This window comes from Marinobacter flavimaris (assembly GCF_002933295.1).
Lineage (GTDB): Bacteria > Pseudomonadota > Gammaproteobacteria > Pseudomonadales > Oleiphilaceae > Marinobacter > Marinobacter flavimaris.
The window spans coordinates 91,513-104,418 of sequence record NZ_PSSW01000011.1; the positions used below are offsets into that span (position 1 = coordinate 91,513).

Annotated in this window: 11 protein-coding genes; 10 read left to right on the plus strand and 1 reads right to left on the minus strand. The window is 55.6% G+C overall.

The window, feature by feature from the left end; translation table 11 throughout:
- Window positions 1–75 precede the first annotated feature (75 nt).
- A complete protein-coding gene (rpmE, locus tag MDHKLMBL_RS17640; RefSeq protein WP_008170804.1) occupies window positions 76–297 on the plus strand; it encodes a 50S ribosomal protein L31 in 222 nt (73 codons plus the stop codon).
- A gap of 251 nt (window positions 298–548) precedes the next feature.
- Window positions 549–1,814 carry a malic enzyme-like NAD(P)-binding protein gene (locus MDHKLMBL_RS17645; protein ID WP_053114367.1) on the plus strand — a complete coding sequence of 422 codons (1,266 nt, stop codon included), beginning with the start codon at window positions 549–551 and terminating at the stop codon, window positions 1,812–1,814.
- Between the two features lie 65 nt (window positions 1,815–1,879).
- Here MDHKLMBL_RS17645 and MDHKLMBL_RS17650 read toward each other — a convergent pair whose 3' ends face one another.
- Complete coding sequence (locus tag MDHKLMBL_RS17650; protein ID WP_104271673.1) at window positions 1,880–4,408, minus strand: penicillin-binding protein 1A; 2,529 nt, start codon at window positions 4,406–4,408, stop codon at window positions 1,880–1,882.
- A 195-nt stretch (window positions 4,409–4,603) separates the two neighbouring features.
- Between MDHKLMBL_RS17650 and MDHKLMBL_RS17655 the strand changes: the two genes are divergently transcribed.
- From MDHKLMBL_RS17655 to MDHKLMBL_RS17690, 8 genes are all read left to right on the plus strand, one after another.
- Window positions 4,604–5,665: a pilus assembly protein PilM gene (locus MDHKLMBL_RS17655; protein WP_062786515.1), complete on the plus strand. Its 1,062-nt coding sequence runs from the start codon at window positions 4,604–4,606 to the stop codon at window positions 5,663–5,665.
- A complete protein-coding gene (locus tag MDHKLMBL_RS17660) occupies window positions 5,665–6,228 on the plus strand; it encodes a PilN domain-containing protein (RefSeq protein ID WP_053114373.1) in 564 nt (187 codons plus the stop codon). The genes MDHKLMBL_RS17655 and MDHKLMBL_RS17660 overlap by 1 nt, the downstream gene beginning before the upstream one ends.
- Window positions 6,228–6,839, plus strand: coding sequence for a type IV pilus inner membrane component PilO (locus MDHKLMBL_RS17665; protein ID WP_008170795.1), 612 nt, complete (start codon window positions 6,228–6,230; stop codon window positions 6,837–6,839). The genes MDHKLMBL_RS17660 and MDHKLMBL_RS17665 overlap by 1 nt, the downstream gene beginning before the upstream one ends.
- Before the next feature lie 2 nt (window positions 6,840–6,841).
- Window positions 6,842–7,390 carry a pilus assembly protein PilP gene (locus MDHKLMBL_RS17670; RefSeq protein WP_008170793.1) on the plus strand — a complete coding sequence of 183 codons (549 nt, stop codon included), beginning with the start codon at window positions 6,842–6,844 and terminating at the stop codon, window positions 7,388–7,390.
- 65 nt (window positions 7,391–7,455) lie between these two features.
- The gene (locus MDHKLMBL_RS17675) at window positions 7,456–9,525 is read left to right on the plus strand and encodes a type IV pilus secretin PilQ (RefSeq protein ID WP_199185529.1); all 2,070 of its coding nucleotides are present in this window, start codon (window positions 7,456–7,458) and stop codon (window positions 9,523–9,525) included.
- A gap of 136 nt (window positions 9,526–9,661) precedes the next feature.
- Window positions 9,662–10,228 (plus strand): shikimate kinase AroK, encoded by a 567-nt coding sequence (gene aroK, locus MDHKLMBL_RS17680; protein WP_008170790.1) that lies wholly within the window; start codon window positions 9,662–9,664, stop codon window positions 10,226–10,228.
- Window positions 10,221–11,315, plus strand: a complete 1,095-nt coding sequence (aroB, locus tag MDHKLMBL_RS17685) for a 3-dehydroquinate synthase (protein ID WP_008170788.1) — start codon at window positions 10,221–10,223, stop codon at window positions 11,313–11,315. Before aroK ends, aroB begins: the two co-directional genes overlap by 8 nt.
- Window positions 11,316–11,370: 55 nt before the next feature.
- Window positions 11,371–12,828, plus strand: a complete 1,458-nt coding sequence (locus MDHKLMBL_RS17690) for an SPOR domain-containing protein (protein ID WP_104271679.1) — start codon at window positions 11,371–11,373, stop codon at window positions 12,826–12,828.
- The last annotated feature ends 78 nt before the right edge of the window (window positions 12,829–12,906 follow it).

Sequence of the window (12,906 nt, forward strand, 5' to 3'; positions counted from 1 at the left end):
AACGTGCGGTGCCTGGCGCCTGGGCAGATTCGATGCCCCGTGATCAGGTAGCGGCATGACCTAACGAGGTTCGCCATGAAAGAAGGTATCCACCCGAAGTACGAAGAGATTACTGCGACCTGCTCTTGCGGTAATACATTCAAGACTCGTTCTACCTACACCCATGATCTGCAGCTGGATGTGTGTTCCCAGTGCCACCCATTCTACACCGGCAAGCAGAAAGTTATGGATACCGGTGGTCGTATCGACCGTTTCCAGAAGCGTTTCGGTGGTCGCATCGGCGCCAAGAAAGACTGATCGAGCTGGATTCGGGAAAAGCGCCTTCGGGCGCTTTTTTTGTGCTCGGTTGTCAGAGTGTATCTATAAGATACATACGCAATTAGCCCTATTGACTGTTCACAAAATGTTCATGAGGCACTTGTCGTTTCCGGGCTGGCGGGCCATAATGGCGCGCTCCGCCGAGTAGGGGCCTTCGATTCGGAGTTGATCTGAGGCTCTCTGGCTTCGGCGGTTCACTACCTTTAAACGTGACAAACGGAACAGTGGCAATGTCTCAAGATCTGAAAGAAGCAGCCCTTGAATATCACGCCAAGCCGCGGCCTGGTAAGCTGAGTGTCGAAATCACCAAGCCAACCAAGACCTCCCGCGACCTTTCCCTGGCGTATAGCCCCGGGGTTGCCGAACCGGTCCGCGAGATCGCAAAGGACCCGGAGAACGCATACAAGTACACTGCCAAGGGCAACCTGGTGGCTGTCATCTCTGATGGTTCTGCGATTCTTGGTCTGGGTAACCTGGGTCCGCTGGCAAGCAAGCCGGTTATGGAAGGCAAGGGCGTACTGTTCAAGCGCTTTGCCGGAATTGATGTCTTCGATATTGAAGTCAATTCCGAGAGCCCGCAGGCGTTTATCGAAACAGTTGAGCGTATTGCAGATACCTTCGGTGGTATCAATCTGGAAGACATCAAAGCGCCCGAGTGCTTTGAAATTGAGCGCGCGCTGATCGAAAAGTGCAACGTGCCCATCTTCCACGATGACCAGCATGGTACTGCCATCGTAACTGCAGCCGGCATGATCAATGCCCTCGAGCTGCAGGGCAAAAAGATTGAAGAGGCGAGGGTGGTCTGCCTGGGTGCCGGTGCTGCCGCCATTGCCTGCATGAAGATTCTGATTAGCTGCGGTATTCGTTCTGAGAACATCTTCATGCTCGACCGCAAGGGTGTGATCCACTCTGGTCGTGATGATTTGAATCAGTACAAGGCAATGTTCGCCAACGACACGGACAAGCGCACTCTGGACGACGCGATTGATGGTGCTGACGTATTCCTGGGGCTGTCCGGTCCGGATCTCCTGACTGCTGAACAGCTCAAGAAAATGGCTCCCAAGCCGATCGTTTTCGCCTGCTCCAACCCGGATCCGGAGATTAGCCCGGAAATTGCCCTGGCAACCCGCGATGATCTGATCATGGCCACCGGTCGCTCTGATTATCCGAACCAGGTTAACAATGTGTTGGGTTTCCCGTTCATTTTCCGTGGAGCGCTGGACGTTCGTGCCACCGCGATCAACGAGGAAATGAAGGTGGCGGCCGTCAATGCAATCCGTGAGCTGGCCAAGGAGCCTGTGCCTCAGGAAATTTGCGAGGCATACGGTGTGGAGAGTTTCGAGTTCGGGAAAGAGTACATCATTCCCAAGCCGATGGACGTCCGCTTGCTGGAAGTTGTGCCGGCCGCCGTTGCTCGCGCTGCCGTGGATTCCGGCGTTGCACGTAATCCATACCCTGCGCACTACCCGCTGAAGTCAATGGACGACATTATCTGATCTGTCATCCAGGGTATAAAAAACCGGCGGTGATCCCGCCGGTTTTTTTGTGCCTGCTCCTGATGTCAGAAGATTCGTCTTGACAGGTCGTCTTCCTCGGAGCCTCCATTACGGTCGTTCTCGGTTTCGGATGTCAGGGGCGGTGGCGCATCCTCTTCCCGGAAGACCTCGAAAATGCCATCCTCGCCCGGTCTTGCGCGCTGTCCGGTTTCGGGGTTGATCCGGATATTGACGATGCCATTGGGTCGAGGCATGAAGGAAGAGGGTGCCCCTTCGAGCGCTAATTCCATATAGTTCAGCCAGATGGGGAGCGCGGTGCTGGCGCCAAACTCGCGTCTGCCCAAAGGTGCCGGTTGGTCGAATCCGACCCAGGTGGTTGTGGCCACTTCGTGATTAAAGCCGGCAAACCAGGTGTCTTTCTGTTCGTTGGTGGTGCCGGTTTTACCGGCGATGTCATCCCGGCCAAGGGTTAGCGCCCGTCTGCCGGTACCGCGACGAATGACGTCCTGCATCATTGAATGCAGAATAAAGACCGAGCGTTCGTCCGCCAGTCTGGGCATAACCCGAACCTCGGGCGAGTCCTCACTTGTTTCAGAGACATTGGCGCCGGTGTTTGGCGAGCCTTCTTGCTCGCCCGATGGTTCCTGTGCTGTATCGTCGTCGCAGTCTTTGTCGCACAGAACGGTTTTCGGCGCCTGGTAAATGGTCTCACCGCTAAAGTCAGTGATAGTCTCGATGAGGTAGGGTTCAACGTCGTAGCCTCCGTTGGCAATCACGGCCATGCCTCGGGCAAGTTCCATGGGAGTAAGCTGCCCGCTGCCCAGGGAGAGTGACAGATCGTCCGGCATGTTTTCTACCGGGATTTCCAGTTGTGCCAGGTAATCCAGCGTGTTCTGGATGCCCAGGTCGCGCAGCAGTCGGATTGAGACCAGGTTGCGTGAGCGATAGAGTGCTTCCCGCAGGCGGGTTGGGCCATAGAACTGTCCGGAGGAGTTCTGGGGGCGCCAGGCAGTCTCCAGTTCCGAGTCATCGAAGACAATCGGCGCATCGTTGTAGATGGTCGCCGGTGTCATGCCGCTTTCCAGAGCGCTCAGATAAAGAAAGGGCTTGAAGGTGGAGCCAGGCTGTCGTCTTGCCTGTATGGCACGGTTATATTTGCTCTGACCAAAACTGTAGCCTCCGCTCAGTGCCTCAATGGCGCCGGTTTTGGCTTTCAGTGAAATGAGCGCGCCTTCAACCCTCGGGATTTGAGCAAGCGCAACAGAGGCTTCAGCGAGCTGCTCCGACTGCTCATTCGGGGATTCGTTCCCGTTGGCTTCTGGCTCTGGCGAGGCCGATTCCGGGTTCTGGGCGCGCACATAGATAACGTCGCCGGGAGCCACAACATCGGAGGGTTTCTCAGGCTCAGGGCCTGTGAGATTTTCAGTTTTGTAGCGCCTCGCCCAGGTCATGGTTTCGAAAGCCATGGTGGCGGGGCCGATGCGGCGCGCGTGCACCGCCACTTTGCCGGATTCGTCGTCAACCTCTGTGACGATTGCGGGAAGCAGGGACTCCACGCGAGGGTAGTTCAGGATCAGATCTGATGGCTCACTCTCGGCGAGGGTTTCCTGATCAATCTGCCCAATGGGGCCCCTGAAGCCGTGGCGCCGATCATAGGCTTCAAGGCCGTCTCTTAATGCCTCTGTGGCAACCTGCTGTTTCTTGCCGTCAACTGTGAGGGTGACGGTGTAGCCATCGGTGTAGGCGTCCTCGCCGAACCGCCGAACCATCTCGGATCTCGCCATTTCGGCAACATAGTCGGCGTCGACTTCAGTCTCCGTGCTGTTGTAGCTGGCAGTAATGGGGGCGGAAACAGCAAGTTCGTGGGCATCCGGAGTGATGTATCCCAGGTCGCGCATTCGTCCGAGAATCCAGTTGCGCCGGATCATCGCACGGTCCGGATTGGCCAGGGGGTTGAATGCCGAGGGCGCTTTTGGCAAGCCGGCGAGCATGGCCATTTGGGCCAGGGACAGTTCCGAGACCGGCTTGTTGTAATAAACCTGTGCAGCGGCGGCAATTCCGTAGGCCCGATTGCCCAGATAGATCTTGTTCAGATAGAGCTCGAGAATGCGGTTTTTATCCAGTTCACGTTCGATCTGAAGAGCCAGAAGTATCTCGTTGAACTTCCGGATAAAGGTTCTGTCCCGTGACAAAAAGTAATTTTTTGCAACCTGCATTGTGATGGTACTGCCCCCGGACTGGATCTCGCCGGTAGAGACCAGTTCGATTGCAGCCCGCGCCAGGCCTTTGATGTCGACCCCGAAGTGCTCGTAAAAACGCGAGTCTTCAGCTGCCATAAAGGCTTGTAACTGAATTGTTGGGATCTGTTCGATTGTGATGGGTGCCCTTCTCTTTTCACCGAATTCTGCTATTAATCTGTTGTCTTTGCTATAGACCCGTAATGGCGTCTGAAGCTTGATGTCCAGAAGCTGATGTACCGGCGGAAGGCCAGGGCGAAGGTAAAGATAGAAGCCTGAGGTTACGATAACGGCGACACTCAGTCCGGTAAGAAACAACCAGGCAAAAAGGCGAGATGTGCGCAACAAATGAGACATTTTTTTCTGACAACTGTTGGATATAGGTCTATCATTTGAGAAATTGCTTTAGGATGGAAGAGGTGCTTCACCGCTGCAATAGTTCTCAACTAAAGAAGAACACGCATTGTAGACGGAATGGTGAAGAAATTCTCTTAAATAAAAAACACATAAGTTACGTAACCGGGTGCATCTAACCAGGTATAGGGTGAGCGCGTGTTTGGATTAGGAAAGAAATCCAGTGCAGTGCTGGGCGTGGATATAAGCTCCAGCTCGGTCAAACTTCTGGAGCTATCGAAGCAGGGCGACCGTTATAAGGTCGAAAGCTACGCGGTGGAGCCTTTGCCGGCCAATGCCGTGGTGGAAAAGAACATTACGGACGTAGAAGCTGTGGGCGAGGTAATGAAGCGCGTAGCTTCCAAGTCCCGTTCTGGTGTCAAACAGGTGGCTGTTGCGGTCTCTGGTTCTGCGGTTATTACCAAGCTTATCCAGATGGATGGCGGCCTGAACGAATTCGAGATGGAAGATCAGATTGCCCTTGAGGCCGATCAATATATTCCATACCCGCTGGATGAAGTGGCGATCGACTTCGAGGTTCAGGGACCTTCCGAGAACAACCCCGACCAGGTGGATGTGCTTCTGGCTGCTTGCCGGAAGGAAAACGTCGACATTCGCGAGGATGCACTCGAGATAGCTTCACTGACTACCAAGGTGGTTGACGTTGAAGCCTATGCCCTTGAGCGTGCCTATGCACTGATCGAGCCTCAGCTGGACTCTCAGGGAGAGGAGCTGGTGGTAGCGATCGTGGACATTGGCGCGACCATGACCACGCTGAGTGTTCTGGCCGGTGGCAAGACCGTTTACACGCGAGAGCAGATTTTCGGTGGCAAACAGCTGACCGAGGAAATCCAGCGCCGATACGGTTTGTCGCTCGAGGAAGCCGGTCTTGCGAAAAAGCAGGGCGGACTGCCTGACGATTACGAGTCAGAAGTGCTTACGCCGTTCCGCGAGGCTGTCGTGCAGCAGGTTGCCCGCGCGCTTCAGTTCTTCTTTGGTGCCAGTCAATACAATGCCGTCGATTACGTGGTTCTGGCCGGAGGCACGGCCTCGATTCAGGGGCTCACTGAAATGGTCGAAGAAAAAACGGGAACGCCGACCATGGTCGCGAATCCTTTTGCAGATATGGCGGTAGGTTCAAAGGTGAACGCGTCGGCACTGAGTAATGATGCGCCTTCCCTGATGATTGCCTGCGGCCTGGCAATGAGGAGCTTCGACTGATGGCAAAGATTAACCTACGACCATGGCGCGAGGAGCTTCGCGCCGAGAAACAGAAACAGTTCGTGGTCATGATTCTGGGCGCTGCGATTATTGCTGGCGGCCTGGTCTTCCTCTGGAAAACCGATATGGATAGCCGGATTGCCTACCAGCAATCCCGCAACGCCTACATCGAGACCGCCACCAAAAAGCTGGACCAGCAGATCAAGGAGATCGAAAACCTCAAGCGCAAGCGGGATGAGCTCCTTGCCAGAATGCAGGTTATTCAGGATCTCCAGGGCAAGCGACCCGTGATCGTGCGCGTCTTCGACGAACTGGTGCGGACATTGCCCGATGGCTTGTTCTACACCGATCTCAAGCGAACCGGCGAGCGCGTTGATATTGTAGGGATGGCGGAGTCTAACAGTCGGGTTTCCACGCTTATGCGCCAGTTCGAGGACTCCGAATGGTTCACGGATCCCAACCTCTCGAATGTCTCTGCAGCTGATAGTCGCCGGGCCGGTTACAGCCAGTTCAATCTCTCGGTTAAACAGAAAACGCCCGAGCCCGAAGGGGAGGATAAGTAATGAGCCTCGCGGACTCTCTGAAAAGTCTCAATGAATTTGATATCAACGACCTTGATGTCAATAACGCGGGTATCTGGCCTGCTCCAATCAAGTTCATCGTAGTTCTGATTATCTTCGGGCTGATTGCCGGAGGTGGTTACTGGTTCTTTATCAAGGATCAGTATGCTCAACTTGAGCGTGTAGAGCGCACCGAGCAGGAACTCCGGAAAACTTATGAAGAGAAAGCCTATCAGGTTGCAAACCTTGAGGTTTTCAAGGCCCAGATGGCGGAAATGGAAGAAACCTTTGGCGCCCTGGTAAGACAGCTGCCAAGTGAGACCGAAGTGCCAGGATTGCTTGAAGACATTACGAATACGGCTTTGGGTAGTGGTTTGGCACTTCAGGAAGTGAAGCTGCAACCGGAACAGCGTCGGGACTTCTATTCCGAGCTGCCAATCAATATTCGGGTGTCCGGTTCTTACCATGAGCTGGCATCATTTGTCAGCAGCGTTGCCAGCCTTCCACGGATCGTAACGCTACACGACTTGACGATAAAACCAACTGGCGGAGATGCGGACCGGCTTGATATGCAGGTTTTGGCTCGTACTTACCGCTACCGGGCTGGAGAATGAGCATGACAGGAAAGCATGCGGTAAAAGCCTGGCTGGGTGTGTGTCTGGTGTCTCTCCTGACAGCATGCTCCCAGGGCAGCGGATTTTCAGATCTTGATCAGTTCATGGCCGAGACGCGGGCAAAACCGAGAGGGTATGTTGAGCCCTTGCCGGAGTTCAAGGCGTACGAAGCTTTCAGTTACTCAGCGGCAGATCGTCGGGCGCCCTTTGAGCCGCCGATTGATGTCCAGCTCACTATGGTGGACGAACAGCCGATCAGTGATGTGGAGCCGGATCTGGATCGTCCCAGAGAGGTTCTCGAGAATTTTGACCTGAAAGCACTTCAAATGGTCGGCACGCTTCAGGGTGCATCGGGTAATCTGTTTGCTCTGATTGAAGACGATACCGGCGGGATCCATCGAGTCCGCACGGGAAATTACATGGGGCAGAACTACGGTCGCATTGTGGGCGTTAGTGAAACCCGTATCGAGCTCATTGAAATCGTTCCCAATGGCCGGGGTGGCTGGGTAGAGCGTCCTCGCTCCCTGACCCTGGAAGAGGGCGCAGGCTAAGGAGCGGCTGGATGAAAGTTGAAAGAAACATGCACGTACAAAAAAGTTTAGGGTCGAGGCTAGCGATGTTCAGAAAACTCAATGTATACGTCAGCGTGATTGCTTTTGGGTTGTTATCCGGCCTGGCCAACGCGGTCACGCTGGAAGACGTGTCGTTTTCGTCGCTACCGGGCGAGCGGCTTGAGGTGACACTGCAATTTGATGGGGCGCCACCGGAACCCTCCGGTTACACCATTGAGCGCCCCGCTCGGATCGCGGTGGATCTTCGGGATACGACCAGTGGTCTTGATAGCCGAAGCGTGCCTCTGGGGTCGGGTAATGCCCAGAGCATGACCGTGGTCGAAACCAAGGATCGAACACGGTTGATTTTCAACCTTGTCGAGCTGGTGCCCTATGACACAGTTCGTTCTGGTAACTCCCTGGTCATGACGATTGGTGGGCAGTCTGAGGGAGTTGTTGCCAGCGCCTCAACCTCCTCTTCACAGAGCAGTGGAACAACCAACGCGGCACCATCTAATACTCTTGCCGGCGTCGATTTCCGTCGTGGCAAAGACGGCGAAGGCCGTGTGCTTGTGGATCTTGGCAGCTCCAGCACGCCAGTCGACCTGACAGAGCGTTCCGGCAAAATCCGTCTTACGATGAATGGTATTGCGGTGCCTGCAGATCTGCGGCGCCGGCTCGACGTGACGGATTTCGCCACGCCGGTTACTCGCATTGACACCTTTGTGGAAGATGGCAATGCCGTTGTTGAGATCAGCCCTCAGGGCAACTACGACTACATCGCTTACCAGTCTGGCACTCAGTTTACCGTCAGTGTCGAGGAGCTGAGTCAGGAAGAAGCGGAATCCCGCCGGGAAGAGAAGTTCCCGTATACCGGCGACAAGCTGTCCCTGAATTTCCAGGATATCGAAGTGCGCTCGGTGCTCCAGTTGATCGCCGACTTCACCGGACTGAATCTGGTGGCCAGTGACACCGTAGGTGGCAGCATCACTCTGCGACTTCAGAATGTACCCTGGGATCAGGCGCTTGATCTGATCCTGAAGACCAAAGGTCTTGATAAGCGTCAGATCGGTAATGTGTTGCTGGTAGCCCCTGCCGATGAAATTGCAGCTAGGGAGAAGCTGGAGCTCGAGACCAACAAGCAGATCGCCGAATTGGCACCGGTTCGCCTGGATATTATTCAGGTAAATTACGCAAAGGCAGCCGATATCGTTGGGTTGATTCAAGAGGACGAAGAACTGATCTCTGATCGCGGTTTCGTTTCCTCGGATGTCCGCACCAACACCATCAGTGTTCGTGAGACTGCAGAAAAGCTTGATGAAATCCGCCGCCTGGTCTCTACATGGGATGTGCCGGTACGGCAGGTCTCTATTGAGGCCCGGATTGTGCGTGCCCAGACCAACGTAGCTGAGAACCTTGGTGTTCGCTGGGGTGGCGCAGCATATGACATTAGCGGAGACAACATCTTTTCGGTCGGCGGTGGTCTTGATGGCGTGCAAGATGCCCGTGATTCCGCCGCGACTCCGGGATCTTTCCAGACGTCTTTCCCCGGCGCACTTGCGGTAGATCTGGGAGTGAGTGGTGACGGAGCGTCCTCCTTCGCAATCGGTTGGGGCAGCGACGACTTCCTGGTGGATCTTGAACTCTCGGCCCTTGAGAGCGATGGTCAGGCTGAAGTGGTCTCCCAGCCACGCGTTGTAACTGCCGATCGCCAGACGGCGTCGATCAAGTCTGGTGAGGAGATCCCTTATCAGGAAGCGTCCTCAAGCGGTGCGACGTCTGTTTCATTCAAGGAAGCCGTGCTCTCGCTCGAGGTCACGCCGCAGATTACACCAGATGACAAGATCATCATGGACCTGGTGGTCAATCAGGACTCCCGAGGCGAGGTAACTGCAGGTATCCCGTCCATCAACACCAATGAAGTCACCACACAGGTTCTGGTCGGCAATGGCGAGACAGTGGTTCTTGGCGGTATCTTCCAGTCGGAAGTGGCGACCCAGACCACCAAGACCCCATTCCTGGGCGATATCCCTTACCTGGGGCGTATCTTCAAGCGCACCGAACACATTGACGAGCGCAGCGAGCTGTTGATCTTCATTACGCCGAAGATCATCAAGAACGATCTGCTTCGTTAATCTGTGCAGTAAAAAAGCCGCCGCTTGAAACCGGCGGCTTTTTTGTGTCCGAAATTGGCCCGATACGGGTCCTGAACTTATGCAAGCACGGGCCCTGTGATATTCTCACCCGCCTGAACAAAACTGAGCGGAAGTTATGTCTTTGCCGAAACGCGTTGTCCTGGTTGGCCCCATGGGAGCAGGTAAAAGCACGATTGGCCGGATGCTCGCCAAAGAGCTCGGCTATCGTTTTCTTGATTCTGATCGAATCATTGAAGAGCGGTGCGGGGCTAACATTCCGTGGATTTTTGATGTTGAGGGCGAGGATGGATTCCGTTTGCGGGAAACAGCCATGCTGGACGAGCTGTCCCACGAGGACCGAACCGTGCTGGCTACTGGTGGCGGAGCTGTGATGCGCCAGGAAAACCACCCGATTCTCAAGAGAGATGCAACGGTCATCTATCTGAAAACATCCATAGAGCAGCAGGTAGAGCGTACACGCAAGGACCGCAATCGGCCTTTGCTACAGAACGACGACCCTGAGGCGGTCTTGCGGAAACTTTTCTCAATCCGCGATCCGCTGTATTCAGGTCTCGCGGACATCATCATGTTCACGGACAGAAAGAGTCCCCGGCTGGTGGTGCGTCAGCTGGTCAATCGGCTGAACCCGAAAACGCCGCGTCACAAAAGGCAGATACGTAAGGAAGGTCGCAACCATGTCTAATCGGTATCGGGAGCTCTCGGTAGAGCTCGGTGAACGCAGCTACCCCATATTTATCGGTGAGGGGCTTCTCGGCACTCAGGATCTGTCAGCTTTTGTTTCCGGGGCGCAGGTCATGATCGTTACCAATGAGACTGTGGCACCACTCTATCTTGAGCGGGCGAAAGCCAGCTTTCCGGGGAAGCGGGTTGATACCGTCGTACTTCCGGATGGCGAGAGGTTCAAGGATTGGCAGACTCTTAACAGCATCTTTGACGGTCTCCTTGAACATCGCCACACCCGAAAAACCCTTCTGGTTGCCCTCGGTGGAGGTGTGGTCGGGGATATGGCTGGTTTTGCAGCAGCCTGTTATCAACGTGGTGTACCGTTCATCCAGATTCCAACGACGCTGCTTTCCCAGGTCGACTCTTCTGTCGGTGGCAAAACTGGCATTAATCACCCGCTTGGCAAGAACATGGTTGGGGCTTTCCATCAGCCGCAAGCGGTGTTGATAGACACGGCAAGTCTACAGACTTTGCCCGCAAGAGAGGTGTCAGCGGGGCTGGCGGAAGTTATCAAATATGGGCTGATCCGGGATCAGGGCTTTCTTGGCTGGCTTGAAGAGCATATGGATGCATTGGTCAGTCTTGATCCGGAGGCGCTGGCAGAAGCCATCTTCAGGTCCTGCGCTTGCAAGGCCGAAATTGTTGCACTCGACGAGCGCGAAGGTGGCCTCAGGGCGATCCTGAATCTTGGTCACACCTTCGGCCACGCGATCGAAACCTATGCCGGTTACGGCAACTGGCTGCACGGGGAAGCAGTAGGCACCGGTATGCTGATGGCCGCCGAATTATCCGCGCTTGAAGGGATGATCAGCCGTGACGATTGTGATCGTATAAACCGACTGATCCTCCGGGCCGGTTTACCGGATAAGCCCCCGGTTGCAATGACGGCCGATGACTTTATGGGGCTGATGGCTGTCGACAAGAAGAACGTGGATGGCCTTTTGAGGCTGGTCCTGCTTCGGTCGGTTGGAGACGCCGTGGTCACAGCCGAAGCGAGTCCTGAAAACCTTGCTCTCACCTTTGCACGTTTTTGCAGCTCGACATGATGACGGCCCGAAGGCATCAATGATTTGGTAGCGGACCAGAAGACAAGGAAGACCCGTGACTGAAGAAAGCTTGAACAGTCTTGATGGCGGAGGCCTGTTCCCCAGGTTGCAGCAGCGCTACAGCCTCCGTGCCAACCCGCTGGAAATGGAGACGCCGTTCTTTCCGGATGCCATGCGTCATCACGCTCTGGAAGCGTTGCGCCATCTATGCGGCTTCGGTGATATGGCTCTGTTATTGACCGGAGCTGCTGGCTCGGGCAAAACCCGAATACTGGCGGAGCTGGTCCGCAGCGAATCATCCAGACTCGACTTTCACCGTATACCGGCGGCAGCGCTGACCAGCGCCCAGGCCCTTGCCCGGGACCTGAAAGCGGTTTCCCGCTCAAATCTCGGCCCGGAAGACAGCCCCCGAGACCTGGTTTATGGCTTTTTCAAGTGGTCTGAATCGCGGGTCCGAAAGGGCCAGCGTATGGTCCTTTTGATTGACGATGCCGACCGGGCGCCGACGGAGTTGCTAAGGCTTATCCTGTCCGCCTATCTGGCTTCAGAGCGTGGCTCTTCTGCCGTTCCGGTGTTTGCCGGAACGGATAGCCTGGTCCAGTCGATGGGCCTGGATGATGCGAGCACAAGTGTCCACCAGATACATCTGCGGCCTCTCACCAGGGATGAAATCGTTGCCTATCTGGAACCACGGGTTCACGCTGCCGGCGGCAAGGCAGGGGAACTTCTGAGTCCGGCCCGGGTCTCCAAAATTCACGCCCTGAGCCAGGGTAGCTTTGCGCGACTCAAGCGTGTGACTCCGGGCGTTTGGCTGGACATGGTGGCCTCGCGGAGTGTCGATCGCCCTAAGCACGTTCCGTGGAAGCGGTTCCTTTTGCCCGGGCTGGCCCTTGTGCTCCTTGCGGGCTCCTGGTGGTTTGTGTCGCGCCAGTATGATGAATCCGTGGCCGGCGAGACTGTAAAAGCACCGGAGCCGGTGAGAAAGAGTATAACCATTGGGCCTGAAACAGAGAATTCAGTGCCATCCCCGGAAGAGCCGTCGCAGGACCAGCCTGCCGTGGAGCCTGAAACGGTATTGACAGAGCCGGTAACCGAGCCGGAAGCTGACCAGCCAGAGCCAGAGCCAGAGCCAGAGCCAGAGCCAGAGCCAGAGCCAGAGCCAGAGCCAGAGCCAGAGCCAGAGCCAGAGCCAGAGCCAGAGCCAGAGGCCGCGCCGGGCTTCACTCCAGCAAACCCGGCGTATTTTTCGGCGATTGATCAGGTTCGGGCGCGTGGAGGCTGGACCATTCAACTGGTGGCCGGCAATCTCGAACAGACTGCTCTGAACGTTATTTCCCGCTATTCACAGCTTGGTGATCTGGTCTACACCCGCGGGGAAAGGCAAGGCCAGCCCTGGTTTATGGTATTCTATGGGGAGTTTCCTACCCGGGAGGCGGCAAATGCCGCGGCAGCTGGTTTGCCAGAGGAGCTGGCTTCCAGGTCACCCTGGGTGCGTCCGGTCGACAATTTATAGCGCCGCTGTTTCGGCGCTAACTCGTTGTTCCATAACCTTGTCGACTGGTAATCCCGGTTTCGGCTTCCCACAATAACG

Coding starts and splice junctions, on each gene's coding strand:
- rpmE (WP_008170804.1), top strand. CDS start 76: ATGAAAGAAGGTATCCACCCGAAGTACGAAGAGATTACTGCGACCTGC.
- MDHKLMBL_RS17675 (WP_199185529.1), top strand. CDS start 7,456: ATGTTCAGAAAACTCAATGTATACGTCAGCGTGATTGCTTTTGGGTTG.
- aroK (WP_008170790.1), top strand. CDS start 9,662: ATGTCTTTGCCGAAACGCGTTGTCCTGGTTGGCCCCATGGGAGCAGGT.
- MDHKLMBL_RS17670 (WP_008170793.1), top strand. CDS start 6,842: ATGACAGGAAAGCATGCGGTAAAAGCCTGGCTGGGTGTGTGTCTGGTG.
- aroB (WP_008170788.1), top strand. CDS start 10,221: ATGTCTAATCGGTATCGGGAGCTCTCGGTAGAGCTCGGTGAACGCAGC.
- MDHKLMBL_RS17645 (WP_053114367.1), top strand. CDS start 549: ATGTCTCAAGATCTGAAAGAAGCAGCCCTTGAATATCACGCCAAGCCG.
- MDHKLMBL_RS17665 (WP_008170795.1), top strand. CDS start 6,228: ATGAGCCTCGCGGACTCTCTGAAAAGTCTCAATGAATTTGATATCAAC.
- MDHKLMBL_RS17660 (WP_053114373.1), top strand. CDS start 5,665: ATGGCAAAGATTAACCTACGACCATGGCGCGAGGAGCTTCGCGCCGAG.
- MDHKLMBL_RS17650 (WP_104271673.1), bottom strand. CDS start 4,408: ATGTCTCATTTGTTGCGCACATCTCGCCTTTTTGCCTGGTTGTTTCTT.